The organism is Mesorhizobium sp. M0184, assembly GCF_040322215.1.
GTDB lineage: Bacteria > Pseudomonadota > Alphaproteobacteria > Rhizobiales > Rhizobiaceae > Mesorhizobium.
This window is the reverse complement of the sequence record NZ_JAMYSZ010000041.1, coordinates 20,632-45,664: the sequence shown is the minus strand read 5'-3', so window position 1 is coordinate 45,664 and position 25,033 is coordinate 20,632. Positions and strand designations below refer to the sequence as shown.

The following is a 25,033-nucleotide window of genomic DNA, read 5'->3' as shown; positions in this document are numbered from 1 at the left end:
CTTATGAGGTGGGGCTGCGTCAGTTGTGTAAACTACACCTTCTCAACACCCCTCTTCACCTACCACACCCCCCCCCGCGCCTGGGCATTGGGTGGCGGGGCCTCGGCTAGTGCGGCGAACCAGCGAATTCTGCATTGGTTCCGTCGTCGTCGGCAGAACGGGGCAGCAAGAGCTTGAATCGGTGCCTCGGGACGGACTTACTCGATCTGCTCGAACGTGCATTGCCGGGGCTCCTTGTCCGGCCGCCAGCGCAACAGCTTGGTTCCGTGCCGGAACCGGTCGCCTGTCACATGGTCGAAACGAACCTCGACCACCAGTTCAGGCTTTATCGGCTCCCATTGTCCGCTGCGCTCCGTGCTCCAGCGGCTTGGCCCGCCGGGCGCCTTGCCGGTGAAACCCGGTTAGGCCCGCAGTTTTTCCAGCCGCCTGGTCAGCGCCGCCCGGTCGTCCTTGCCGATGGTCGAGGTGAACCCGACATGGTCCAGCCTGCCTTCGTTGTTGTAGAGGCCGAGCAGCAGGGATCCGACTTCGTTGCTGCCGGCGAGATAGCGAAAGCCGCCGACCACACAATCCGCAGTGCGCAGCCGCTTGACCTTGACCATGGCGCGCTCGCCGGGCCGGTATGGCCCGGCGATCAGTTTTGCAACGACACCGTCGGTCGAGCCATGGCCGGCGCCTTGCAGCCAGCGCTCGGCGGCAGCGGCGTCGTGCGTATATTTGGACAGGTGCAGTTCGGGCCGTGCCGCCGACGCGACAAAGGCCTCGATCGCCTGCCTCCTGGTGGTGAGAGGCTCTTCGATGATGATCCCGCCGCCGGGTTCGGCCAGCATGTCGAACAGGACCAGCATGGCAGGCGTCTCGAGGCTCAACTTGCGGATCCTGCTTTCGGCGGGATGGAGGCGCATTTGCAGGGCCTCGAATGAAGTCGATCCGTCGACCTCGATGATGATCTCGCCGTCGACCACAAACTGTCGCGACCTCACATCGCGCAGCACCGCGACCAGTTCGGGAAAATAGCGGCCAAGCGGCTTGCCCGATTTTGCACGCAGATCGACGGCATCGTCGCCCTTGAACACGAGGCAGCGAAACCCGTCCCATTTCGGTTCGTACTGCCAAAGCCCGTCGCCGCCAGGAATTGCGTCGGCGGCTTTGGCTTCCATCGGACGAAGGTCGAGCGGCAACGGAAATGCGGTCATGGCTGGTCCGCGCCGCCGCTGAGGCATTCGCTACCGCCGTCGGCCATTCCCCTGCGCCCCGCTTTCCCGCCTCGGCACCTTGCGGCCGGTTTGGTCGGGTGAAGACGACCGCGGATCGACCTCGTCGGACCCACCGATCTCCTTGGTGATGCGATAGGCCAGATAAGCGACGGCTCCGGCAAGCAGCAAGCGGACCATGACTGCAAATCCTTCGTTGGCGTGAACCCACCAACCCGCAGGCCGAAGGTTTTGTTCCGCCGCTGCCCATCGCCGGGGTGGATCGTCGGCGGCGCAACCAAAATCCAAGCGCATCGTTTGTTGCTTATCGACGAAAAGAATTTGCGATGAAGACGCTCTTGCCCTTGTTCGCTTTGACCCTGGCGCTATTCTTGGCCAGCAGCGCTTGGCCTGACGGGTGACCGCGATGCTCCTCGTTGTTCCGGTCTGGCAGGACATCGCGGCACGACTGCTTCTGACCGCGCTCGCCGGCCTGTTGATAGGCCTCAACCGCGAGGCGCGCGGGCACGCGGCGGGGCTACGCACCACCGTGCTGGTCGGATTGGCCGCCGCCATCACAATGATCCAGGCCAGTATTCTGCTCGAGACCGTTGGCAAGCACCCGGATTCGTTTGCATCGATGGACGTCTTGCGCTTTCCGCTGGGCGTGTTGACCGGCGTCGGCTTTATCGGCGGTGGCGCCATTCTTCGCCGCGGCAATCTTGTCAGCGGCGTCACCACGGCGGCCACGTTGTGGGTGATGACGGCGATCGGATTGGCTTTCGGTGGTGGCCAATACGGCTTGGGCGCGGCCGGCACGGCGCTGACGCTGGCCACCTTGCTGGTCCTGAAATGGGTGGACCTTCGAATGTCGCGCGAACACCATGCCCAGTTGGCACTGACGTGGAAGGCCGCGGCTCGACAGGAGCTCGATGCGCTCATCGGGCCGCTTGGCTACCAGGCACGCCTCGTCGCAATAGAGAGGCGCCCAGATCTCAAGGACCCTGTGTTCTCGTTCGAGATCAGTTGGAGGCGGCCGGACACTGGCGCACCGCCAATGGATCTGCTGGCATCGGTGGGCGAGCATTGCGAGATCCAGAAGTTTGATCTCCTCAGCGAACCTGCCCGCTAGCTGGCGGCTTGCAACGATCGCGGCCTGAATCAGGCCATAGCTTCTCCACACCCCTTTCGATACCTATCTGTCGAGGCAGGACTCAAGGAGCAAGCAAAAGACCGTGGCACAGCGATCGGGAAGTGCTGATCTTCCACTTCACGGCGGACGCGTGCCGAAATGGCTCGGCGACCGCATGACGCGGCTTGGCGCGGTCATGTGCGAGGCGATCATCCACCATTACGGCCGCGATGAGTTGCTGCGCCGGCTGGCGCATCCGTTCTGGTTCCAGTCCTTTGGCGCCGTAATGGGGATGGACTGGCACTCTTCCGGCATCACCACCAGCGTCGTCGGTGCCTTGAAGCGCGGCCTGTCGCCGCTTTCCGGCGAACTCGGCATCCACGTTTGCGGCGGCCGCGGCGCGCATTCGCGCAAGACCCCGCACGAGCTTGCCCTGATCGGCGAGCGTGTCGGCCTCGACGGGCAAGGCCTCGCGACTGCCAGCCGGCTTGTCGCCAAGGTGGACAGCGCCGCGGTCCAGGACGGTTTCGATCTCTATCTGCACGGCTTTATCGTCACCGACGACGGCAAGTGGGTGGTGGTGCAGCAGGGCATGAACGGCGACAGCAAGGTGGCGCGCCGCTATCACTGGCTGTCCGAAGGCCTGAAGAGCTTTGTCGACCAGCCGCATGCTGCCATCGAGGGCGCCAACCAGGGCGAGATCGTCAACCTGACCGACCGGCGCGCTGAAGCGTCGCGCCAGGGACAACTGGACCTTCTGCACGACCTTGGACCGGATCGCATCGTGAGGGAGCTTGCCGCTTTGGAGCGGGGTTCGGCGCCAGCGCCGGAGCCGGCACAAAAGCTGCTGCCGCATCTGGTGATGCCGGCGCACCACGATGTGCGCGAAAGCGATGTCGTCATGCGCCGCCTGCACGGCAACATCGCGGCGGCGGCCGAGCGCGGCCCGACAGATTTCGCCGGGCTTCTCCTCGTGCCCAATGTCGGCGCGCGCACGGTGCGGGCGCTGGCGCTGGTCGCCGAAGTCGTGCATGGCGCGCCGTGCCGTTTTTCCGATCCAGGCCGTTTCTCGCTGGCGCATGGCGGTAAGGACAGGCACCCGTTTCCCGTGCCGCTGAAGGTCTATGACGAGACGATCGGCGTGCTGAAGTCGGCTGTCCAGAAGGCCAGGCTCGGCCGTGACGAAGAGATCGGCGCGTTGCGGCGGCTGGACGACCAGTCGAGGCAGGTCGAGCGCTATGTCACCGGCCCAAGCCTGAAGGAAATCGTCGCCGGGGAGTTCGAGCAATCGCATCTGCTCGGCGGCCGCAGCGTCTTCGGTTGGGAGGTCGTACCCGAAACGGCCGCAGTCAAATCAACGAAGTGATCGGCTCGGATCAAGCCTCCAAGTCGATCAGGGCGACGCCGAGTTCGGGACGGTGCCTGCGGCGCAGATGGCCAGGCGTCTCCACCAATGTGACCTCGAGCGTCGGCCGCACGATGCCGTCCAGCAGATGACCGCCCCTCGTGGTGCCGTCACTCAATCCAAGGACTGCGTGGACGTGCAGGCTGGGCCTGCCGTCGTCGCCGATGGCAACATCGCCGATCGCGCTCAGCACTTCACACTGTTCCCGGACGGGGATTTTCCGGTAGGTCCTTTCTCCAGGGTCGAACCAGCCGACGGTTGCGCTTTCGAAAGCGCCGAGCGCGGTCAGCGACGCGCCGCCGACGCCACGGTCGACCGCAAATGACGTCAGCTGCGCAAACGCCTCTTCGCCGGGATCAAGCACAACGACGAACGTTCTCTGTCCGGCGCTTTCGGCAACAAGCTGTGATTTCATGATTTCGCTCCAGCCGTCAGGAATTCAAATCCACCACACCAGCAATGCCAGCAAGACGAGACCCACTAGGCCGGCGATGAAAATGATCCGGCGCCCGCGTCCGCAGGATGATCTCGCCCTGCCGCGCCTGTTCCGCTGAAAAGACAGGACCATCCTTGTCCCGGTCGTTGCTCATCCATCATCTCCTTTCGGGCAATTATTCAGCATTGAATAGATCTGGCGCCCGATAGAACACAATCTCGTTTGGCGGATGAGGTTCCACGATGGACCATCGACGGTTGGAACCGACTGGGACTCGGCCGTCTGCCGAGGCGGGACGGAGATCGACCACGAGGTGAACCCAGCCGGCTTGGGACCGGCTGGGCGCCGTTTGCATCTATTCCTTCGGCGCGGTCGCGGGCGCGGTATAGCGGCGGCGCACCGCGTCCAGGACGTGGTTGCGGCTCTCCTGCGCCGAAAGTGTGCCGTCTTTCTCCGCTTCGGCGGTTTCGCGCGCCAGTTCCTTGTCCCTGATCTGGTGGCGAAACCATTCGGAATAGTCGCCGGCGCGCAAATGATGTTCCCAGGTCCTGTCGTCGATGCCCTCGGCGATCTGGGCGAAAATCATCAGATTATGGGCGCGGAGGTTCATCGCATTGTCGGGGCCGCGGAAATAGAAGCTGCCCTTCTCGTCCAGCTGGCCCTCGGCATATTTGCGGCTGTGGCGCTTGAGCGACTGTCGCGGTTCGATCGGCTCGACCATGGCAGGTTTCTTGCGCGCCTGCGGCCGCCAGAACAGCACGCGCTCGTCTTTTGGAGAGTTCAGGTCCTTGTCCTTTGGCGGTTCGGTGCCGGTCTCGTGACAGAACGTCTTGATGACCTTTTTCGCCTTGGGGCCGAGTGCGATGACGGCGGTGACCAGCCGCAATGCCTCGGTTGAGATCGCGTCCGGATGAACCGTGATCAGGATCGTGCCCGGCAATTCCATGGCCAGCACCATTGGCGTGTCGTCGCGCCGCTTCGGCAAGAGGTGATGCGCCTCGTCGATGATCAGCCAGTGTGGTCGTGCCGTGCGGAAGCGAACGCCGCCAAGGCCCGGCAGCAGGTCGGCAAAGAAGTCCGGCCGCTCGTTGACGCGCAGCGCCAGGCCATTGACGACCAGATTGTTGTCCGGCTTCTCCAGGAGATCGAGCAACTGCGTCTTCGTCGGCGCGTTCGAGCCGTCGCCCAGCCGGACGGCGCCTTCGAGGCCGTCATAGTCGCCTTCCGGATCGAAGATGCAGAACTGGAACTTTCTCTCGACGAAGCGCTCCGTCAGTGCGGTCGCCAGGGTCGATTTGCCGATGCCGGAGCTGCCGGCGATCAGCACCGTATCGGTTGGCGACAGATACACCTCCTTGCCATCCTCCGAGCCAAGCAGAATGCCGTCGCGGTTCGACACAAGCTCGCGATCGCGCTCGACCACCTTGGCGATCAGTTCCTCGACGCCTTTTCCGCGCGCGCCGCGTGTCACGAGATCCGCCGTATCCTTGACTGCCGGCAGCGCGTTGTCGACGGCGACGCTGAAGCCGCAGGCGCGCAGGAAGGCGTGGTCGTTTTCGGCGTCGCCGACACCGACGACGTTGTGCGGCGACAATCTGAGGTCCTGAAGCGCGGCTGTCAGCCCGGTCGCCTTGTTGATGCCGCTGGGCAGGATCATCACCGCGCCCTTGTTGAAGATGATTTCCAGCTCCAGCCCCAATTTCTTGATGGCCTCGAGCGCGGTAGCCTGATGCGGTTCCCAGGTTGCGACGATCGAGCGTCCGACCGAAAGCGGTTTGACACCGCGTTTCCTGAGTTTGGCGATGAACTCGGGGGCGGGCGGCGGAGATATCGCCCGCTCCTCCTCGCTGGCCGGCGTGTAGACCAGTGCGCCGTTTTCCGCGACGACCTTGTCGAAGATCGCGACTTCGGGAAAGACGCGCTTGAGGTCGGGCAGCTCGCGCCCGGTGACGAGAATGAGTTTGCGGCCGCTCTTCTTGAAACGCTCGAGCGCCGCAAGCGTCTTTTCGGCGACGATCCCCTCATGCGCCAGCGTGCCGTCATAGTCCGTGGCCAGGGCGATGAAATACATGTCGTCAGTAACCGCCCACGATCGGCAATATCTCGCCGGTGATGTAGCTCGAGCAGTGCGGCGAGGCGAGGAACACATAGGCTGGCGCGATCTCTTCCGGTTGTGCCGGCCGTTTCATCGGCGTGTCCGCGCCAAACCGCGAAACGTCGCCAGCTTCCTTGTCCGACGGATTGAGCGGCGTCCAAACCGGGCCTGGCGCCACGGCGTTGACCCTTATGCCCTTCTCGACAAGGTTGCCCGAGAGCGCGCGGGTGAAGGCATGAATGCCGCCCTTGGTCATGGAGTAATCGACCAGTTGCTTCGAGCCCTCGATGCCGGTCACTGAACCGGTATTGATGATCGCCGAACCGGGTTTCATGTGCGGCACGGCCTCCTGCGCCATGTGGAAATAGCCGTAGAGGTTGGTCTTCAGCGTCGTGTCGAAATGCTCCTCGGTCAGCTCGCTGAAATCGCTGGAGTGGATCTGGAAAGCGGCGTTGTTGACCAGCACGTCGATCCGCCCAAACTCCTGCACGATCTCAGCCACCGCGTTGTGGCAGTGGTTGCGTTCGCTGACGTCGGCCTTGATCAGGATGCAGCGCCGGCCTTCCGCTTCGACGGCCCTTTTGGTATCTTTGGCGTCCCTATCCTCCGAGAGATAGACGATCGCCACATCGGCGCCTTCACGCGCATAGAGCACGGCCACCGCACGGCCGATGCCTGAATCGCCGCCGGTAATGACGGCCACTTTGCCGTCGAGCTTTTTCGATCCGATATAGTACGGCGCATCGTAAAGCGGCGCCGGCTCGATCGCCCATTCATGCCCCGGCTTCGGCTGGTGCTGCTCGGGGAAGGGCGGCTCGGGATATTTGCGGGCACCGGCCTGCATGGCGCCTTTTTGCCTGCCATTGGATTTGGACTTGTCCTTCTCGTCGATCCGGCGCTGGATGTGCCGTTGCTTGGCGGCCTCGCCGGCGATTTCCGATTTCATCTGCATGGTCATCTCCCTGGCTTGAAAACCAACAACGCGTGTCCGCCGAAAAGGTTTATGCGACCACGTCATTCCTTGAGCCTAGCGACACGCTCCAGCAGCGGCCGTTGCAGCAGCGGCAGGTGGCCGACGACGCTGAAGGCCGCGTTCCTGACGCCTTGCATGATGCCGTTGTCCGATTGGGCCAGCGAGAGGATGCGCTCGCTGAGCGTGATCCACCGTTGCCCCACCGGGTGGCGTTCGCTTGTGTAGCCGGCAAGCGTGCCTTCGACGAAACGCCTGGCGAATGACGCGGCGTCCTCGATGCCGAAATTCATGCCGCGCGCGCCCAGCGGCGAATGCACATGCGCGGCATCGCCTCCCAGGAAGGCGCATGCGGTTTGATAACGCGGTGCCTGTCGCACCGGAATATGGAAGCGGTCGGTCCGCAACAACCGCGTGATCCGGTAATTGCCGGGGATGCGGGCCAGCGCATCCTCGGTGTTGGAGACCGCGCGATAGCGCTTCTCGCCGATCGGGATGACGAAACCGACGTCGCCGTTCCTGTGAAGAAATGCGTGGGCGGCCATCGGCTCATAGGGCCAATCGTCGATGTCGGCGTCGGCAATGCTCCATTGCCGCCGATGCCTGTAGCCATCGAAGCCGATGCCCATGGCATCACGCACCGTGCTTTGCGCACCGTCGGCTCCGAAGACAAGGTCGAAACTTGCCTCGTCACGGCCGTCTGGCGCCTCGATCCGCACCTCGGCCCGGCCTTTGTGCTCGGCCATGCCGACAAATGTGCTTCGCCATTCGACGTCGATGCCAAATCCCTTGAGCGTATCGGTCATCAGCGATTCGGTGTCGCGCTGCGGCAGCGACAGCAGGAAATTATGGCGGTGCGGCAGGATCGAGAAATCGATCTCGCCGAGCGCTCGTCCTTCGAAGTAGAAACGGGCTCGGCGAGTTTTCAATCCTTCGGCGAGCAACCGGGCAGCGACTTTGGACGGTTCAAGGATGTCGAGGCTGTGCGAACTGATGCCGACCGCCTTGGCGAGCGGCGTCGGGCCTTCCTTGCGGTCGATGATGCGAGGTGCAATGCCGCGCCTTGCCAGTTCGAGTGCCGTCGTCAGCCCGGTCGGGCCGGCGCCGACGATCAGGATGGAAGCGTCCCGCGAAGCCGTCATCGTCCGGCGTCAGCTTTTTGGCAGTGCGTAGGCAATGATGTCGTCGCCGATCCTGGTCTCCATGAAATGGTGGCCGCCGGGTGCAAGGGTCGCCAGCCAGATCAGGACGTAAAGCCATACACCGGCGGCATTGCCGGCAAGCAGCAGGCTGCCGGCGGCCAGCAGGGCGATCCCGGCGGGCAGATAGTACCAGGATCCGCCCAGCGCGATCAGCCAGGCACCGCCCCCTCCGATCGGCAGGCCGAGGATCGTCAGCAGCGCGCCGACGAACATCGTCCACCAGAAGGCAACGCCGGACCGGCGGCGAATGGGATGGGGGTGGGGGATGGTCATGATGCTTATCCGGGTGAAACAGAACGTGACCTCATCCGAACGTATGGAGGGTTCGATGGTTTCCGGTCAGCCCGACCTGATGGGCCAGGGCGGGGTAACCATTCTGTGATCTCCGCTGCCCCAGCCGGAACTTACCCACGCAGCCGCAGTTAGGGGGTTTTGGGGGGTGAATACGGTTTGCTGGATGCGAAATCGGCGAGGGAATGCCGCAGGTCTTTTCAAGGAGCGCCAACGGCATTTCACGCTTCGCTCTGTGGGGCGCGTGTTTCATGGTGATCTTTGCGGCTCTCGGCGGCACCGCCATCCTGCGTTCGGACTTCGTCACCGGCGTTGGCCGGCCGTTGGCGCAACCAGTGCCGTTCAGCCACAGGCACCATGTCGGCGAGCTCGGCCTCGATTGCCGTTATTGCCATAGCGGCGTCGAGACCGCGTCATCGGCGGGTCTGCCGGCGACCGAGGTGTGCATGACCTGCCATTCGCAGCTGTTCACCAACGCGGACATGCTGGCGCCGATACGGGCAAGCCTTGCTTCCGGGCAGCCATTGCAGTGGCAGCGGGTGAACAGTGTCCCCGACTTCGTCTATTTCAATCATTCGATCCATATCGCTAAAGGCGTCGCCTGCGAGACGTGCCATGGCGAGGTCGACGACATGCCGCTGATGCGGCGGGCGCACGCACTATCGATGGAATGGTGCCTGGCATGCCATCGCGATCCCCAGCCTAATTTGCGTCCGCCGCAGGACGTGTTCCTGATGCACTGGAAGTCACCGGCCGGCATCGCCGAAATCCGCCGGTCACTCATCAGCCTTCTCGATATCCACCCCGAGACCATGACCGACTGTTATGTCTGCCACCGCTGACAAACCGATCGCGGCTCCAGACATGGCCGGCCTGCGCGAACGGCTTTCGCCCGGCCCGGAGCTGTGGCGAAGCCTCGACGAGCTCGCCGATACGCCGGAATTCCGCCGCTTCGTCGATGCCGAATTTCCCTCGATCGCCGAGCGCATCCCGTGGCTCGACCGGCGCACGCTGCTGAAGCTGATGGGTGCATCGCTGACGCTGGCCGGGCTTGCCGCCTGCAGCCGGGCCGAAGACATCCTGCCTTATATCCGCCAGCCGGAAAACATCGTTCCCGGCAAGCCGCTTTATTACGCGACCACGCTTTCGAGCGATGGCTACGGTATCGGTGCGGTGGTCGAAAGCCATGAGGGCCGGCCGACCAAGGTGGAAGGCAATCCCGACCATCCGGCCTCGCGCGGTGCGACGGACGCCATCATGCAGGCGGCGGTGCTGTCGCTTTTCGACCCCGATCGCTCGCGCATGCCGCTGAAACGCGGCGAACCGGCGGCCTATGGCGACTTCCTTGCCGACATGGCCGAGCTCACCTCGCGGCTGGCCGGCTCAGGCGGTGCCGGCGCGGCGCTGCTGATCGAGGCGACGACCTCGCCCACCATGAAGGCGCAGCTTGAGGCGCTGCGCGCGCGCTACCCCAGGCTGAGGCTGTTCCGGCATGATCCCCTGGCAACGCCGTCCGGCGCCGAAGCCACGCAGACCCTTTTCGGCAGGGCGCTTGCACCGGTCTACCGGTTCGATCGCGCCGACGCGATTGTCAGTCTCGACGCGGATTTCCTGGGCGAGGGCCCCGGCCGTCTCGCCTACGCCCGTGACTTTGTCGCGCGGCGTCGCGTGCGCCGGGCGGACGATACGATGAGCCGGGTCTATGCGGTGGAATCGACGCCGACGATCACCGGCGCTGCCGCCGATCACCGCAGGCCGGTGCGGCCGAGCGAGGTCGAAGCCGTCGCCGCGGCGCTGAGCGCGGTGCTTGGCGGCGAAGCGGCGCCAAGCGCCTTGGCACTGGACCCGGCCTGGTTGGCTGCCACTGCGGACGACCTGAAGGCGGCCGGCCGCTCGGCGCTGATCGTGCCGGGCGCCCATCAAACACCGTTCGTCCATGCCGCGGCTCTTGCCATGAATGCGCGGCTTGGTGCGCTTGGCAACACCGTGGAACTGATCGAGCCGCCCGACGCGATGCCCATCGAGGGCGACCTCGCTGCACTTTGCCAGGCGATCGTCGCGCGAGATATCGACACCGTTGTCATACTCGGCGCCAATCCTCTCCACACCGCACCTGCGGGGTTCGATGTCCGCGACGTGTTTTCGCAGCTGAAGCTTCTTGTCCACTGGGGTCTCTACCGCGACGAAACCGCCTTCGTCGCACACTGGCATGTCCCTGCTGCGCATGATCTCGAGAGTTGGAGTGACCTGCGCGCCCATGACGGAACCGCGTCGATCGTGCAGCCGCTGATCAGGCCGCTTTACCAGGGGCGGGCGGTGCATGAAATCCTGGCCGTGCTTGGCGGTGAATTAGCTGTTTCTGCGCTGCCGCTCGTCCGCCGGACATGGGCACAAACGACTTGGGCGCAACCAATGGACGATCCCGCGTGGCGAAAGGCGCTTCGCGACGGCTTTGTATCCGGCAGTGCCAGCGCTCCAGTCGATGTTGCGATGCCGGCGGATTTGCGCGGCCTGAACCCGCGCGTCGAAGCGGCCAAAGGCGTCGAAATCCGTTTCGTCGCCGATCCCTGGCTGCGCGACGGACGCAATGCCAACTCGTCCTGGCTGCAGGAATTGCCGCGGCCACTGAGCAAGATCGTCTGGGGCAATGCAGCGCTGATGTCGCCAGCGACGGCGGGGCGGCTTCAGGTGGAAAACGCCCGGGTCGTCAATATCGCCTCGAACGGCACGGACATCGATGCGCCGGTCTGGATCATGCCTGGCCATCCCGACGAGACCGTGACACTTGCTCTGGGCTTCGGCCGGAAGCTCGGTTCGGTGGCAGCACTCGCCGACGGCCACGACGCGTACAGGCTGCGAAGCGTCGAGGCTCCCTGGATCGTCTATGGCGCCACGGTCGCGCCGCGGGACGGCAGTGCGCGGGTCATCACCACGCAACACCATCAGGCGATGGAGGGCAGGGCGATCGTTCGCCATGCCTCGCTCGAGGCCTTCCGCAAAAATCCACACTTCGTGCGCGACGGCGCCCCGCCCGCGCCAAGCGGATCGCTCTATCCCGACTGGCAATACAGCCAGGAAGCCTGGGGCATGTCGATCGACCAGTCGGCATGCATCGGCTGCATGGCTTGCGTTTCTGCCTGCCAGGCGGAAAACAACATCGCCACCGTCGGGCCGGACGAGTCGGAACTCGGCCATGAGATGCATTGGCTGCGGATCGACCGCTACTACTCCGGCCCGCTCGACGATCCCGACGTCTTTTTCCAGCCGGTGCCTTGCATGCATTGCGAGAAGGCGCCGTGCGAGGTCGTCTGTCCGGTCAACGCCACCACCCACACCCATGACGGGCTGAACGCGCAGGTCTACAACCGCTGCATCGGCACGCGCTACTGCTCGCAGAACTGCCCCTACAAGGTGCGGCGCTTCAACTTCCTGGACTTCCAGGAATTCGACAAGGATGCGGCCGGACCGGAACAGGCCGCGCACAATCCAGACGTCAGCGTCCGTTCGCGCGGTGTGATGGAAAAATGCACCTACTGCGTCCAGCGCATTTCCGAAAAACGCATCAAGGCGCAGATCGAAAACCGCCACATCGCCGACGGCGAAGTGGTGACCGCCTGTCAGCAGGCCTGCCCGACACAGGCGATCGTTTTCGGGGACCTCAACAGCAAGGGCGCCGCTGTCGTGCAGGAAAAAGCAGCGCCGCAACACTACGCCTTGCTCGAGGACCTCAACACGCGACCCCGCACCACCTATCTCGGCAAGATCAGGAATATCAACGGCCGTCTCTCGCAAGGCGGGAAAGCCGATGGCTGAGGCTATTGCTGGAAAACCGGGCGCACTGCCCGTTCTGCGCGGCCGGCACGACCTTCCGGAGATCAGCGGCCGTATCAGTGCGATCGTCCTCGACGGCAGGCTGCCGCGCTATTTCTGGACCGCGTTTTTCGCCTGCTTCGTCTTCGTCCTCATCTTTCTCTATTCGATTACCTATCTGATCTCGGTCGGCGTTGGCGCCTATGGCGTCAACATTCCGGTTGTCTGGGGCACGATGATTGGCAATTTCGTCTGGTGGATTGGCATCGGCCATGCCGGCACGCTGATCTCGGCGGTGCTTCTGCTTCTGCGCCAACCATGGCGCGCCTCGATCAACCGCTTTGCCGAGGCGATGACGCTGTTTGCCGTGGCGATGGCGGGGCTTTTCCCGATCCTGCATCTCGGCCGCCCGTGGTTCTTCTACTGGCTGCTGCCGCTACCCAACACGCATATGCATTGGCCGCAATGGCGCAGCCCACTGGTCTGGGATTTCGCGGCGATCGCCACCTATGCCAGCGTTTCGCTGATGTTCTGGTATATGGGCCTGCTGCCCGATCTCGCCGTCCTGCGCGACCGGGCGAAATCGCGCCCGGCGCAGCTGTTCTACGGGATACTGGCGCTCGGCTGGCGCGGTTCGGCCTTTCAGTGGGCGCGCTACCAGACGGTCTATTTCCTGATGGCGGCACTGGCCACGCCGCTGGTCGTCTCGGTGCATTCGATCGTCGCGCTCGACTTCACCTTCGCCATCACGCTGGGCTTCCATTCGACTATCTTTCCTCCCTATTTCGTTGCCGGCGCGCTGCTGTCCGGCTTCGCCATGGTGCTTACCATCGCCATCCCGCTGCGCTGGGCGTTTTCGGTCCAGGATCTGATCACGCTGCGGCACATGGACAATGCCGCCAAGCTGATGATCGCCGCCGGCATGATCGTCATCTACGGCTATGCCTCCGAGGCTTTCTTCGCCTGGTATTCGGGCGAAACCTATGAGCGCACGATGATGTGGCAGCGCGCCTTCGGACCTTATGCGCCGCTGTTCTGGACCATGCTCGCCTGCAACGGCGCTGTTTTGCAATTGCTCTGGTTCCGGCGGGTGCGCCTCAACATGGCGGTGCTGTTCGCCATTGCCCTGATCATCAATGTCGGCATGTGGATCGAGCGCTACGTCATCGTCGTCACCGGGCCAAGCCGCGATTACCTGCCGTCGTCCTGGGGCGAACAATCACTGAGGTGGCTCGACTTCGGCATCCTGTTCGGCTCGATCGGCACCTTCTTCGCATTGGTCTTCCTGTTCATCCGCGTCCTGCCGGCCATCACCATTTTCGAGGTCGAGGAGCTGGCCGGGGAGAGGGGCGGCGCAAGATGAGCCTTTACGGCGTCATTGCGGCTTTCGCCGACCCCGAAGCGCTGACCGAGGCGGTCCGCACCATGCGGGCGCGCGGCTACCGGCGCATGGACGCGTTCTCGCCGTTCCATGTGCATGGGCTGGCCGACATGCTCGGCATGCGCAAGACGCGCTTGCCATGGGCCATCCTTGGCGGTGCCGTCGCCGGCGCGGTGTTTGTCTATGGCCTGATCCTCTATTCGGTCGCGATCGATTTTCCGCTCAATGTCGGCGGCCGGCCGCTGCATTCCTGGCCGGCCTTTCTCGTCATCGCCTTCGAGGCCGCGATACTTGGCGCTGCGCTGGCCGCATTCTTCGGCATGCTGGCCGCCAATCGCCTGCCCGAATATTACCACCCGGTCTTCAACGCCACGAGCTTCACCTATGCGCGCGGCGGCAAGTTCTATCTGCTCGTCGAGGCCGCCGATCCGAAGTTCCGCAAGGGCGTGACCAAGGGCCAGCTGACACGGCTCGGCGCCGAAACCGTCGAGGAGGTGGAGGCGTGAACATGCGCACGATCCTGCTGTCGGCAGCCTTGCTGGTCGCCGGCTGCCGGCAGGACATGGAGGACCAGCCGCGCTACGATCCGCTCGAAAGCAGCAACCAGTTCGCCGACCGCATGTCGGCGCGGGCGCCGGTCGAGGACACGGTCGCACGCGATGCCGATCTTTCGCCGGTACCCGACACGTTTCCCTATCCGGTCACGATGACGCTGCTGCGGCGAGGCCAGCAGCGCTTCGACATTTTCTGCTCGCCTTGCCACGGCCGCGCCGGCGACGGCCACGGCATGATCGTCGAGCGGGGCTTTCCAGCGCCGCCCACCTATCATCAGGACGCGCTGCGCAAGGCGAGCGACAGGCATTTCTACGACGTCATCAGCAACGGCTATGGCGCCATGTATTCCTACGCGGCGCGTGTCCCGCCTGCCGACCGCTGGGCGATCGTCGCCTATATCCGCGCCCTGCAATATTCGCGCGATGCACCAATTGCCGAGCTGCCGGAAAGCCTCCGCGCCGAGCTCAATGCGGAGCCGGATCGATGATGCGGGCGATGATGCGGCTTGCCGCCGAACGTTTGATTTTGCCGGCGCTTGCCGTGGCCGCCGTCGGACTTGTGCTTTGCGCCACGGGATTGGCCTTCGACTTCAGAGCCATGTTGGCCGGCTGGCTGCCTGCGGCGCTCTTCCTGCTCGGCCTACCGCTCGGCGCGCTGACCATCCTGATGGTGCATGGGCTGACCGGCGGCCGCTGGGGCGAGGCAATCCGCCAGCCGCTGCGCGCTCTCGTCGCGACGCTGCCGCTGGCGCTGCTTCTGCTGCTGCCGGTTCTGCTCAGGCTCGACCTGGTCTTTCCCTGGGCGAGTGCCGACGCGGCTGCATTGCCCGAGACGGTGCGCCAGAAATTCTCTTATCTGAACGTTCCGTTCTTTTTGCTGCGCTTTGCCGCCTGCGCCGCGATCTGGCTGCTGCTGGCGTGGCGCGTGCTTGACTGGACAACGACCGATAGCGGCCGTGGCAGCGCCGGCCGCGGCAAGGGCTATGCCGCTGGATTGATTGCGCATGGGCTGGCTGTGACGATTTTTGCCATCGACTGGATGCTCTCGCTCGAGCCGGAGTTCTCCTCGACCATCTATGCGTTGCTGGAAGCGTCGGCCGAAGTCGTCGGCGCTTACGCTCTGGCAATGACGGTACTGTGTGTTAACCGCTCGATCGAGGTCATGGCGGGCGGCGAGGAGGATGTCGCGCTCAGCGAGGATTTGGCCAATATGTTGTTCGGCTTCGTGCTGCTGTGGACCTACCTGTCGTTCATGCAATGGCTGGTGACCTGGGGCGGCGACCTGCCAAACGAGATCCGTTGGTACCTCATCCGCAGCAGCAATGGCTGGCAGTATCTGCTCTGGCTGCTGATTGCGCTGCAATTCGCGATCCCCTTTGCCGGGCTGCTCAGCCGGGATCTGAAGCGCAGCCATGCCGGCCTGCTGTCGATCTGCGGCATCGTGCTGGCTGGCCACTACGTCGATGTCCTTTGGCGGATCAGACCGCCGTTGGCGGACGGTAATGTGATCGCATTCTGGTACGATCTTGCCGCGCTGGCAGGAGCTGGCGGCCTCTGGCTTGCGCTGCTGCTTTTCGTGCTTGGCCGGCCGGACCGGATCGCCCTCTGGTGCCGGAGGCCGGTCCATGGCTAGGGCAGCCCGCCATCCCGAAACGCGCGACGTCTGGCCGGGCGCGCTGCTTGCCTTCGCGGCCGGCCTGCTGCTGCTCCTGGCCGCAACAGTCATAGTCCTCGGGCTCGTCTTCGACACCAGGCCGTTCAGGCCGCTGCCGAGGCCATCATCGGTCGACAACCGGGCCAGTCCAGCCTTGCAGCGCTTTCCGGAAGACGACCTCGCTGCCTTCCGCAAGGCGGAGGAGCAGGAGCTGAACAAGGTCGGCTGGGTCGACCGCACCGCCGGCATTGCCCGCATTCCGATCGAGGACGCCATGTGGGCGATCGTCAGCCATGGTTTGCCGAACTGGGGGCAGCCGGCGCAGGCCGCCGGCGCCGACTGCCGATTGGTCGAGGCCGAGATACCACGCGCGCCACAGGCCGCTCGCTGCCGGACCGCGCCAGGCCAGGGAGGCCGGCCGTGAAGGCCTGGCTAACCGCTTTTTCCCTTCTCGCGGCACTGCCGGCCATGGCCTTCGCACGCCCGGTCTTCGATCCCGAGATCGGCGCGCAGCTCAGCCTCGACCGGGTGTTTCGCGATGCGTCCGGCGAGCAGCGCACGATCGGCCAAATGCTTGCCGGCCGGCCGGCGCTGCTGATTTTCGGCTACGACAAATGCCCGAACCTTTGTGGTGTGACCCAACAGGCGGTCGCCTCGGATTTGAAAAAGACCTCGCTCGACCCCGACACCTATCGCGCTTTGTTCGTCTCGATCGATGCCGCCGATACGCCCGAAGATGCGGGCGATGCGCAAGCCACGGTCGCCGCGGCGGCCGACGCGAGGAACCTGTCGGCGTGGCGGTTCCTGACCAGTGCCGACGGCGGCGGCGGCGCCCTTGCCGCGGAAGCGGGCATCAGTTTCGACACCCGCGCCCGGATCGACCAATTCGCCCATCCGATCGCGGTCATCGCGCTGACGCCAAAAGGCCGGATAGCGCAGGTGCTGCCGGCGCTGAGCTTCACGCCGCGCGATCTTGAACTTGCCCTTGTCGAGGCATCTTCCGGCAGGCTCGGCTCGATCGCCGATCATCTCTTCCTGCTCTGCGCTGGCTTCGATGCGTCCACGGGGCGATATACGCCGGCGATCTGGGCTGCGTTGAAGCTCGCCAGCATCGTGATGGTGGTGGGGTTGGCGACGGCCATACTGCTGGCGCGCGGGAGGCGGGCGTGAGCTTCGGCATCCGGTTTTTCCCGCAGGAAGCCTCGTCCATCGCAGGCAGCGTCGATGCCTTGTTCTACACATTGCTGGCTTTCGCAGTCGCGCTCGGCCTGTTCCTGACCGTTCTCGTTGTCGGCTACGCCGTCAAATATCGTATCGGCTCCGCAGCCGACCGTACCGGGGCGCGTGCCCGCAGCCTGCCGCTGGAGATGACGTGGACCATTGCCAGCCTGGTGATGGCCTTCATCTTCTTCGGCTGGGGCGCAGTCCTTTTTGTCCGGCGCGACCGTCCGCCACCGGACGCCGTCGAGATCGCCGGCCTCGGCAAGCAATGGATGTGGGAATTCCGCCATCCCGGCGGCCAGCGCGAGATCAACGAGCTGCACGTGCCGGTCGGCAAGGCGGTGGTGGTGTCGCTGGCATCACAGGACGTCATCCACTCCTTCTACGTGCCAGCCTTTCGGGTCAAGCAGGATGCCGTTCCCGGACGCACGGCCAATGTCTGGTTCATCGCCACGCAGCCGGGGCGTTATCACCTGTTCTGCGCCGAATATTGCGGCACGCAGCATTCCGAGATGGGCGGCTGGGTGACGGTGCTGGCGCCGGAGCAATATGCATCATGGCTCGGCAGTCAAGGTGAAGGCGAAAGCCTTGCCACGAGCGGCGGGAAACTGTTCCGCGCGCTCGGCTGCTCCGGCTGTCACGGCAATTTCAGCAAGGTGCGGGCGCCCGGCCTCGATGGGGTTTTCGGCCAGCCGGTGGCGTTGGCCAACCGGCAGACGGTCATCGCCGACGAACGCTATCTGCGCGATTCGATCCTTGTCCCGAACAAGGAAATCGCCGCCGGCTACCAGCCGGTGATGCCGAGCCTCGACGGTCTCGTTGACGAAGCCGAACTGCAGATGCTGATGGCCTATCTCAAATCCCTATCGCTCCAATCTCCCTCGTTCCCGGCGGCAAAAAACGAGGCGCCGCAATGAGCAGCGATTTGGCGTCGGCAAGCTATCTCGCAGAAGGTGCCGGGCCGCGCTCCTGGCTGCTGACAACAGACCACAAACGGGTGGCGTGGCTCTATTTCGTCTCGCTGACGGCCTTCTTCTTCCTCGGCGGAACCTTTGCCGTGCTGATGCGCATCGAGCTTGCGACGCCGGCCGGCGACCTGGTCTCCGACGATGTCTACAACCGGCTGTTTTCGCTGCACGGCATCATCATGGTGTGGTTCTTCCTGGTGCCGTCGATCCCGGCAACGCTCGGCAATTTCCTGCTGCCGCTGATGATCGGCGCGCGCGACCTCGCCTTTCCCCGGCTCAACCTGGCAAGCTGGTACGTCTTCATGTTCGGCAGCCTGTTCGCGCTCGCCTCGGTGGTTTTGGGCGGCGTCGACACCGGCTGGACCTTCTACACGCCGCTGTCGACGCTCTATGCTAACGGGTTTGTCTCGACCGCGGCATTCGGCGTTTTCATCGTCGGCTTTTCGACGATCATGACCGGCATCAATTTCATCGTCACCGTCCACACCTTGCGAGCGCCTGGCCTCACCTGGTTCCGGCTGCCGATCTTCGTCTGGACCCTGTACGCCACCAGCCTGGTGATGGTGCTGGCGACGCCGGTGCTTGCAGCATCGCTGATCCTCATCGTGCTGGAGCGCGTCTTCGGCATCGGCATCTTCAATCCCGACCTCGGCGGCGATCCGCTGCTGTTCCAGCATCTGTTCTGGTTCTACTCGCACCCCGCCGTCTACATCATGATCCTGCCAGGCATGGGAGTGGTCTCGGAAGTGCTGCCTTGCTTTAGCCGCCGGCCTCTGTTCGGCTACAAGGCCGTCGCCCTGGCTTCGATGGCGATCGCCGTCTTCGGCTTTCTCGTCTGGGGCCACCACATGTTCGTCAGCGGGCAGTCGGCCTATGCCGGCGTGGTGTTTTCGTTCCTGTCCTTCTGCGTCGCGATCCCATCGGCGATAAAGGTCTTCAACTGGAGCCTGACGCTGCGCAAGGGCGAAATCAGCTTCGAGACGCCGATGCTTTATGCGCTGTTCTTCCTGGCATTGTTCACCTTCGGCGGGCTGGCCGGCCTTTTCCTTGCCGCGCTCGCCATCGACGTCCACGTTCACGACACCTATTTCGTCGTCGCCCATTTCCACTACATCATGGTAGGCGGCATGGTGACCGCCTACATGGCAGGGCTGCATTTCTGGTGGCCGAAACTCACCGGCCGAATGTATTCGGAGGTTTGGGGCCGTATAGCCGCGGCTGTGACCTTCATCGGCTTCAACCTGACCTTTTTTCCGCAATATGTGCTCGGCTTTCTGGGCATGCCGCGGCGCTACCATACCTATCCGCCGGAATTCGCTTTCTGGCACATTCTGTCATCGGCAGGCGCCGTGGTGCTGGCGATCGGCTATCTGATGCCGCTCCTCTACTTGGCATGGTCGCTGTTTCGAGGCGCGCAGGCGCCGGCCAATCCGTGGCGAGCGACCGGGTTGGAATGGCAAACAAGCTCGCCGCCGCCAGCGCATAATTTCGATCGCATGCCGACCGTCACCAGACCAGCCTACGACTATCCGATGAAAGGCCTGACCGAGAAACGGCCGGACCCGGTGGAGGATCTGGTTTGAAGTCACCGACGACAAGCATCGCCTTCGACCGGCCGGCTCGCGAAACGGCAGCCGACAGCTTTGCCATGTGGGTGTTCATCGGCTCCGAGGTGATGCTGTTCGGCGCCATCCTGCTCGTCTTCATGTTTGCCAGGTTGAGTTACGGCGACGCCTTCGCCGGCGCGGCGAAGCGTCTGTCGCTGCCATTGGGCACCGCCAACACCGTCGTCCTGATCACCAGCAGTTTCGCCATGGCACTCGCCCACATGTACACGACCGCGCGGCGATGGCGCGCCGCCGGATGGGCACTGGCTGCGACGGCGCTGCTCGGCGTCGTCTTCCTGGCGATCAAGGCGACGGAGTACGTCAGGGAATTCGGCGAAGGGCTGGCGCCGGTGCTCGGCGCACCTTTCATCTATAAGGGCCCGGATCCTGTTCATGCCGAATTCTTCTTCGGCCTCTATTTCGCGATGACGTCACTGCACGCCTTGCATCTGATTTGCGGCGTAATCGTCATCGGCGGCATCCTTGCGCTGTGGCCACGCACGATCGAGGCCAGCCGGTTCCGGCGCGTGCAGGCAATCGGCCTCTATTGGCATTTCGTCGATGTCGTCTGGGTCTTCCTGTTCCCCGTCCTCTATCTGATCAACAGATGAGCGAGTTCCGCAAACTCACGCTTGCTTATATCGGGCTTTTAGCCTTGCTGGCCCTGACCGTCGGCTCGTCCTTCCTCGCGCTCGGCGGCTTCAATTCGGCACTCAATCTGGTGATCGCCGCGGCCAAGACCGCCGTCATCGCCATCCTGTTCATGCATCTGGCCAGCGACGGCGTCCTGCCACGTCTTGCGGTCGCTGCTGCCGGGTTTTGGCTGATGATCCTGTTCGGGCTGACGCTGATCGGACAATAGGCCGAAGCGGCGCACCTCGTGATGCCTTGCCTGCGCTCGGACCGGCCTCATACGGCCCGCTTTTGCCCGGCCGCCAGCGTAGAAATCTTTTGGCCGTGGCCATTGAGTTGCCGGGCCTCGTCCTCGGCTGCGTCTTCGAGCTTGGCGACGAGCAGATCCTTGAGGTCGCCAACCTCTTCCTCGATGTCTTCGATGGGTACACCGGCATCGGCCGCCTCTTCCTTGCATTCCCTGGCGAGGATTTCCGCCTCCCTTTCAAGCTTGATCGGAGGCGGCGGCACATGAACGTTTTCGTGGATCCAGTCCTGCAAGAATTCTATCGCACTGTCACTCATGGCGCGCACCTATAGCGGCAACCCTGTAGTGCACATTAACGTACGTGCTGCAAAATGGATGCTTGGCAACGCCGGATTTCGAATAGCGATACTTGACGATAGCGTGATCGCCCTAGGGGCTAGAGCTTCTGCAGCCAAATCGGATTATCGGCGTCGCGGAAATGCGGCTAGCCAGACAGTTGGAGCGAGATCTAATTTGAAAGCATCCCGCCCTAAGACGTGTTGCGCCGCCGCGCCGGTGTTGCTCGATTCGGATCGCTTGTCGGCCGACCATCGTCATCGGCAGCAGCCGGTCGTGTCGGCCGCTCAGCGGCGCGGTCGACGCGCATTTTGCGTTTATGCGCCACCCAGAACGGCAAGAGCTCGGCAAGAAAACTGTATATCGTGGTCTTCATCGGCATGCTCCGGACAACGGTTACAACTCGTGGTCCCGCATTTCCGTTCCGCCAAAGAGTTGCGTTCCGACAAATCCGTCGCTTCTATAATTGCGATTCGATCGGCAGGCAGCCAACCAACGCTGCAACGATGCGCCGATAGAGACTGGCCTCCGGTTCACGCGAATATTGACGCATCTCGCCATCCGCCATGCCGAGCCAGCGCAAGGCGCCTTTGTCCAGGACCAGCTGGTAGCTCGTCTGCGGTGACTTTTCGTGCTCGAACAGCCGGCGCAACTCCATCACCAGATTGGCATCGTGGAAAAGCACGCCCATTTCCGCATTCAACGACACCGAACGCGGATCGAAATTGAAGGAACCGACAAACCCCAGCGTGTCGTCGACCGTAAAGGCCTTGGTATGGAGGCTGGCTCCCTTTGAGCCGAAAACGGAGATGTTGGCCTGGCGGTTGAAGGGTTGCAATTCGAAAAGCTGGATACCTTTTTTAAGCAGCTTGCGGCGGTATTTGGCATAGGCGCCGTGCACGGCGGCGACGTCCGTCGCGGCGAGCGAGTTGGTGAGGATTGCAACCTCGGCGCCACGATCCACCAGCTTCGACAGGATGGCCAACCCGGTGCGGCCGGGGATGAAATAGGGCGAGACAATTTCGAGGCGCTGCCTGGTCGCCGCGATAGCGGGAAGCAGCTCTTTGGTCAGCCAGTTCCTGCGCCGCTTGCCGCGCACCTTTTCCGGCGGATCGGAAATGACGCGAACGCCTTTCGTCCAGCAGACGTCGCTGTGCGCTGCAATGAACTCCGTGATCGTGCGCCAGGCACTGAGGCTGTTCAAAAGCTGGCCGTCCATCGACGCATCGAGATTGTCGAGGAAATCGGCGCGCGAGCCCACCGCAGCCGGGTTGAGCAGCTGGATTGGCTTTGCCGCCTCGCAATTCCAGAACGCCTCGAAGATCTGCATCGTCTGCCCTACGGCAGGACCGAGAAGCAACAGGTCGAGATCACGGAAATTTGTCTCCGCGGCGTCGAAATAGGCATCACCGATGTTTCTTCCTCCGACGATGGCCAGGCTCTCGTCGGCGATCCAGGCCTTGTTGTGCATGCGGCGGGTCATCGCAAACAGCCGGGCGACCATCTCCAGCGAGCGAAAGATGCTGCCGTTCCTCATGCCGCTGGGGTTGAACAGCCTCAGCTCGATGTTCTTGTAGCTGTTGAGCGCCAGGTAAGCGGCGTCGCTGTTGCGCGGATTGATATCGTCCAGCAGCATGCGGACGCGGACGCCGCGCTCCGCCGCCTTGACGACCTCCTGCATCAGCAGCCGGCCGCTATGGTCGTCGTGCCAGAGATAGTACATCAGGTCGAGGCTGCTGGTGGCACTGCGCGCGGCAAGGATTCGTGCGGCAAACGCGTCATAATTGTCGGCGATCAGCAGCAGCCCGCTATCGCCGGCCGCGATCTTGTCCCGGGCAACCCGCGAAATGGCCGTATCCATGAAATACACCGGCAAATATCAGCGAAGCAAACGATCTGAATCTGACTAACAACCCTCCAGGTTCATTCTGGTTGCAGTCGCGGCTGCCTTATCGCGTCCAGGTTCAGGCGGGCCTTGATGGGCAGATGGTCGGAGGCGCGCTGCGCCAGCGGCGTTTTGTGCACCTCGATGCTGGAAATCAGGTGCGGCGGCCTGGCCAGGATGCGGTCGAGCGCAAACAGCGGAAAGCGCGACGGAAAGCTCGGCAGAACCGCATCGATCGGACCGAAATGCGGCAGCAGGGCCAGCAGCGAAGACCTGTTGCGGACCCGCCATTCGTTGAGGTCGCCGAGCAGGATTGTTGGCCGCAGAACCGGGTGCGTGGCTTCGACAAGTGCGTTGGCTTGCTGCGAGCGCGAGCGCCGCAGCAAGCCGAAATGCGCGGCTATGATCCTAAGCGAGACGCCCTTCAGCTCCAGGTCCGCGATGACCGCGCCGCGCGGCTCCAGGCCGGGCAGCCGGATCTGGTTCACGCTTTCGACCACGCCGCGGCGTGCCAGGATCAGATTTCCATGCCAGCCATGGCTGCGGCGGTTTTCCGGGATATGTGTGGGGACGAGATCGCTGTCGCGCTCGAGCGCCGCGAGATCCAGCAATCCCTGCCTGCTTCCGGTCCTTTCGTCGGCCTCCTGCAAAGCGATGATGTCGGCGTCGATTTCCTTGACCACGGCCGCGACCCGCTCTGGATCGAACCTGCCGTCGGTGCCGACGCATTTATGCACATTGTAGGATGCGACCGTAGTGCATGAAATTTCATTGCCGGGTGCAGCAAACCGCGGCACTTCCCTTCGCAGCGCAGCGCCAAGCGACCTTGGGAGGGTAGGCGATCGATCCAGCATGTGGTCCATTTGCTGTTGAGTCGGCGAGTGGCGGCCATTGCGATTATGGCGCGTGCGGAGGTCTGAAACAACGACGACCTTGGAAAACCGTTCCCGTCGGTCTTCTTCCACCGCGAGCAGCGGTGAGGTTTCACTGGAAGTCCGCCTCTGTCATGGAACAATCGCTGCCGCGCGCGGTTCAGCAAACTTGCGCCGAAAACGATCTGACGCCATGCGGCGTGATCGAAACGGGATGGCCGGATCATGGAAACACCCGCCTTCTGCACCACGCCGTTGCTGCGCATCGCGTACATCGCCGGTGGCCCTGGAGCCGGCGCGCCCGTCCTGCTTCTCCACGGCTGGCCGGACGACGCAACCACCTTCACGCGCATTGCGCCTGTCCTGCATCGTGCTGGCTTCCGCACCTTTGCGCCGTGGCTGCGTGGGTTCGGCAAAACCACCTTCCTGTCGGACGAGACCATGCGATCCGGTGAAATTGCCGCCATGGCTCAGGACGTGATCGATTTCGCCGACGCACTTGGCCTCGGCCGTTTTGCGGTCGTCGGCCACGATTGGGGCGCTCGGATCGCTTACCTGCTCGCCTCGGTATTTCCCGAACGGATACGGTGCTGCTCGGCATTGTCGCTTGCCTGGCAGCCGGGCGAACTCGCAACGCCGCCGCTGGGCCAGGTCAGGGCATTCTGGTACCAATGGTTCATGGCAACGGATCGCGGCGCCGAGATCGTTCGCCAGCAAGGCAAGGCGTTCGCGCATTTTCAATGGGAAAGCTGGAGCCCGCCCGGCTGGTTCGAGGAAGAGCTTTTTGACAGCGTTGCCGCTTCCTTCGAAAATCCCGATTGGGCCGACGTGACGTTGCACTCCTACAGGGTTCGCTGGGGCGAAGCCGATCCCGATCCGCGCTACGCCGATCTTGCCCGGCGCCAGATTTCCGCCAAGTCCATTCCCGCGCCTACTCTGACGATCCACGGCGATGCCGACCGCGTTGTGCTGCCGCAATCGTCCGAGGGCAAGGAACGATACTTCACGGGCCATTACGAGCGCCAGCTTCTGGCTGGCATCGGCCACTTTCCGACGCGCGAAGCACCCGAGCGCGTTGCCGATCACCTTGTCGGGTTCCTCGACAGTTTCGGAAGAGGAGAAGCGTAGAACTGGAACCCTA

26 protein-coding genes and 1 pseudogene are annotated in these 25,033 nt (G+C 63.5%); 15 read left to right on the top strand and 12 right to left on the bottom strand.

The window, feature by feature from the left end:
• Positions 1-197: 197 nt before the first annotated feature.
• Both NKJ23_RS30750 and NKJ23_RS30745 read right to left on the bottom strand, forming a co-directional pair.
• Positions 198-1,223 (bottom strand): annotated as a pseudogene (locus NKJ23_RS30750) (ATP-dependent DNA ligase).
• Positions 1,224-1,226: 3 nt separating this feature from the next.
• Positions 1,227-1,394, bottom strand: a complete 168-nt coding sequence (locus NKJ23_RS30745) for a hypothetical protein (RefSeq protein WP_352684435.1) — start codon at positions 1,392-1,394, stop codon at positions 1,227-1,229.
• Positions 1,395-1,620: 226 nt separating this feature from the next.
• Here NKJ23_RS30745 and NKJ23_RS30740 point away from each other — a divergent pair, with 226 nt between their 5' ends.
• Together NKJ23_RS30740 and NKJ23_RS30735 are read left to right on the top strand one after the other, a co-directional pair.
• Complete coding sequence (locus NKJ23_RS30740) at positions 1,621-2,325, top strand: MgtC/SapB family protein (RefSeq protein WP_031194456.1); 705 nt, start codon at positions 1,621-1,623, stop codon at positions 2,323-2,325.
• Between the two features lie 103 nt (positions 2,326-2,428).
• Positions 2,429-3,691: a DUF763 domain-containing protein gene (locus NKJ23_RS30735; RefSeq protein WP_352449581.1), complete on the top strand. Its 1,263-nt coding sequence runs from the start codon at positions 2,429-2,431 to the stop codon at positions 3,689-3,691.
• A 10-nt stretch (positions 3,692-3,701) separates the two neighbouring features.
• On the opposite strand, the gene NKJ23_RS30730 is transcribed toward NKJ23_RS30735, so the two are convergent.
• The 6 genes from NKJ23_RS30730 to NKJ23_RS30705 form a co-directional block, all read right to left on the bottom strand.
• Positions 3,702-4,145, bottom strand: a complete 444-nt coding sequence (locus NKJ23_RS30730) for a PPC domain-containing DNA-binding protein (protein WP_023677099.1) — start codon at positions 4,143-4,145, stop codon at positions 3,702-3,704.
• 16 nt (positions 4,146-4,161) lie between these two features.
• Positions 4,162-4,320, bottom strand: coding sequence for a peptide ABC transporter permease (locus tag NKJ23_RS30725; RefSeq protein WP_352684433.1), 159 nt, complete (start codon positions 4,318-4,320; stop codon positions 4,162-4,164).
• Positions 4,321-4,521: 201 nt separating this feature from the next.
• Positions 4,522-6,237: an HAD family hydrolase gene (locus NKJ23_RS30720; protein WP_352684431.1), complete on the bottom strand. Its 1,716-nt coding sequence runs from the start codon at positions 6,235-6,237 to the stop codon at positions 4,522-4,524.
• A 4-nt stretch (positions 6,238-6,241) separates the two neighbouring features.
• Positions 6,242-7,213 carry an SDR family oxidoreductase gene (locus NKJ23_RS30715; RefSeq protein WP_352684429.1) on the bottom strand — a complete coding sequence of 324 codons (972 nt, stop codon included), beginning with the start codon at positions 7,211-7,213 and terminating at the stop codon, positions 6,242-6,244.
• Between the two features lie 62 nt (positions 7,214-7,275).
• Complete coding sequence (locus NKJ23_RS30710) at positions 7,276-8,373, bottom strand: FAD-dependent oxidoreductase (RefSeq protein ID WP_352684427.1); 1,098 nt, start codon at positions 8,371-8,373, stop codon at positions 7,276-7,278.
• A gap of 9 nt (positions 8,374-8,382) precedes the next feature.
• Positions 8,383-8,706 (bottom strand): hypothetical protein, encoded by a 324-nt coding sequence (locus NKJ23_RS30705; RefSeq protein WP_352684425.1) that lies wholly within the window; start codon positions 8,704-8,706, stop codon positions 8,383-8,385.
• A gap of 203 nt (positions 8,707-8,909) precedes the next feature.
• Between NKJ23_RS30705 and NKJ23_RS30700 the strand changes: the two genes are divergently transcribed.
• Genes NKJ23_RS30700 through NKJ23_RS30645 form a run of 12 tightly spaced genes read left to right on the top strand, consistent with a single transcriptional unit; the run spans position 8,910 to position 20,781 of the window.
• Positions 8,910-9,566: a cytochrome c3 family protein gene (locus NKJ23_RS30700; RefSeq protein ID WP_352684423.1), complete on the top strand. Its 657-nt coding sequence runs from the start codon at positions 8,910-8,912 to the stop codon at positions 9,564-9,566.
• Positions 9,550-12,537, top strand: a complete 2,988-nt coding sequence (locus NKJ23_RS30695) for a TAT-variant-translocated molybdopterin oxidoreductase (RefSeq protein ID WP_352684421.1) — start codon at positions 9,550-9,552, stop codon at positions 12,535-12,537. Before NKJ23_RS30700 ends, NKJ23_RS30695 begins: the two co-directional genes overlap by 17 nt.
• Positions 12,530-13,897 (top strand): NrfD/PsrC family molybdoenzyme membrane anchor subunit, encoded by a 1,368-nt coding sequence (gene nrfD / locus NKJ23_RS30690; protein ID WP_352684419.1) that lies wholly within the window; start codon positions 12,530-12,532, stop codon positions 13,895-13,897. Before NKJ23_RS30695 ends, nrfD begins: the two co-directional genes overlap by 8 nt.
• Complete coding sequence (locus NKJ23_RS30685; RefSeq protein ID WP_352684417.1) at positions 13,894-14,421, top strand: DUF3341 domain-containing protein; 528 nt, start codon at positions 13,894-13,896, stop codon at positions 14,419-14,421. Before nrfD ends, NKJ23_RS30685 begins: the two co-directional genes overlap by 4 nt.
• A 2-nt stretch (positions 14,422-14,423) precedes the next feature.
• Entirely contained in the window at positions 14,424-14,957 is a 534-nt protein-coding gene (locus NKJ23_RS30680) for a c-type cytochrome (protein ID WP_352684437.1), read from the top strand.
• Positions 14,954-16,102: a hypothetical protein gene (locus NKJ23_RS30675; RefSeq protein ID WP_352684415.1), complete on the top strand. Its 1,149-nt coding sequence runs from the start codon at positions 14,954-14,956 to the stop codon at positions 16,100-16,102. The genes NKJ23_RS30680 and NKJ23_RS30675 overlap by 4 nt, the downstream gene beginning before the upstream one ends.
• Entirely contained in the window at positions 16,095-16,547 is a 453-nt protein-coding gene (locus NKJ23_RS30670) for a hypothetical protein (protein ID WP_352684414.1), read from the top strand. Before NKJ23_RS30675 ends, NKJ23_RS30670 begins: the two co-directional genes overlap by 8 nt.
• The gene (locus NKJ23_RS30665) at positions 16,544-17,293 is read left to right on the top strand and encodes an SCO family protein (RefSeq protein WP_352684412.1); all 750 of its coding nucleotides are present in this window, start codon (positions 16,544-16,546) and stop codon (positions 17,291-17,293) included. The genes NKJ23_RS30670 and NKJ23_RS30665 overlap by 4 nt, the downstream gene beginning before the upstream one ends.
• Positions 17,290-18,261 carry a cytochrome c oxidase subunit II gene (gene coxB / locus NKJ23_RS30660; RefSeq protein ID WP_352684410.1) on the top strand — a complete coding sequence of 324 codons (972 nt, stop codon included), beginning with the start codon at positions 17,290-17,292 and terminating at the stop codon, positions 18,259-18,261. The genes NKJ23_RS30665 and coxB overlap by 4 nt, the downstream gene beginning before the upstream one ends.
• A complete protein-coding gene (gene ctaD / locus NKJ23_RS30655) occupies positions 18,258-19,895 on the top strand; it encodes a cytochrome c oxidase subunit I (protein WP_352684408.1) in 1,638 nt (545 codons plus the stop codon). Before coxB ends, ctaD begins: the two co-directional genes overlap by 4 nt.
• Positions 19,892-20,530 carry a cytochrome c oxidase subunit 3 gene (locus NKJ23_RS30650; protein WP_352684406.1) on the top strand — a complete coding sequence of 213 codons (639 nt, stop codon included), beginning with the start codon at positions 19,892-19,894 and terminating at the stop codon, positions 20,528-20,530. The genes ctaD and NKJ23_RS30650 overlap by 4 nt, the downstream gene beginning before the upstream one ends.
• A complete protein-coding gene (locus NKJ23_RS30645; RefSeq protein ID WP_023677081.1) occupies positions 20,527-20,781 on the top strand; it encodes a cytochrome C oxidase subunit IV family protein in 255 nt (84 codons plus the stop codon). The genes NKJ23_RS30650 and NKJ23_RS30645 overlap by 4 nt, the downstream gene beginning before the upstream one ends.
• A gap of 47 nt (positions 20,782-20,828) precedes the next feature.
• Here NKJ23_RS30645 and NKJ23_RS30640 read toward each other — a convergent pair whose 3' ends face one another.
• The 4 genes from NKJ23_RS30640 to NKJ23_RS30625 form a co-directional block, all read right to left on the bottom strand.
• Positions 20,829-21,116, bottom strand: a complete 288-nt coding sequence (locus NKJ23_RS30640) for a hypothetical protein (protein WP_352449563.1) — start codon at positions 21,114-21,116, stop codon at positions 20,829-20,831.
• Positions 21,117-21,328: 212 nt separating this feature from the next.
• Positions 21,329-21,511 (bottom strand): hypothetical protein, encoded by a 183-nt coding sequence (locus NKJ23_RS30635; RefSeq protein ID WP_352684404.1) that lies wholly within the window; start codon positions 21,509-21,511, stop codon positions 21,329-21,331.
• 84 nt (positions 21,512-21,595) lie between these two features.
• Positions 21,596-22,996, bottom strand: coding sequence for a phospholipase D family protein (locus NKJ23_RS30630; RefSeq protein ID WP_352684402.1), 1,401 nt, complete (start codon positions 22,994-22,996; stop codon positions 21,596-21,598).
• 62 nt (positions 22,997-23,058) lie between these two features.
• On the bottom strand, positions 23,059-23,874 hold the full coding sequence (locus tag NKJ23_RS30625) for an endonuclease/exonuclease/phosphatase family protein (protein ID WP_502901015.1): 816 nt from the start codon (positions 23,872-23,874) through the stop codon (positions 23,059-23,061).
• A gap of 243 nt (positions 23,875-24,117) precedes the next feature.
• Here NKJ23_RS30625 and NKJ23_RS30620 point away from each other — a divergent pair, with 243 nt between their 5' ends.
• On the top strand, positions 24,118-25,020 hold the full coding sequence (locus NKJ23_RS30620; RefSeq protein ID WP_352684399.1) for an alpha/beta fold hydrolase: 903 nt from the start codon (positions 24,118-24,120) through the stop codon (positions 25,018-25,020).
• Positions 25,021-25,033 lie beyond the last annotated feature (13 nt).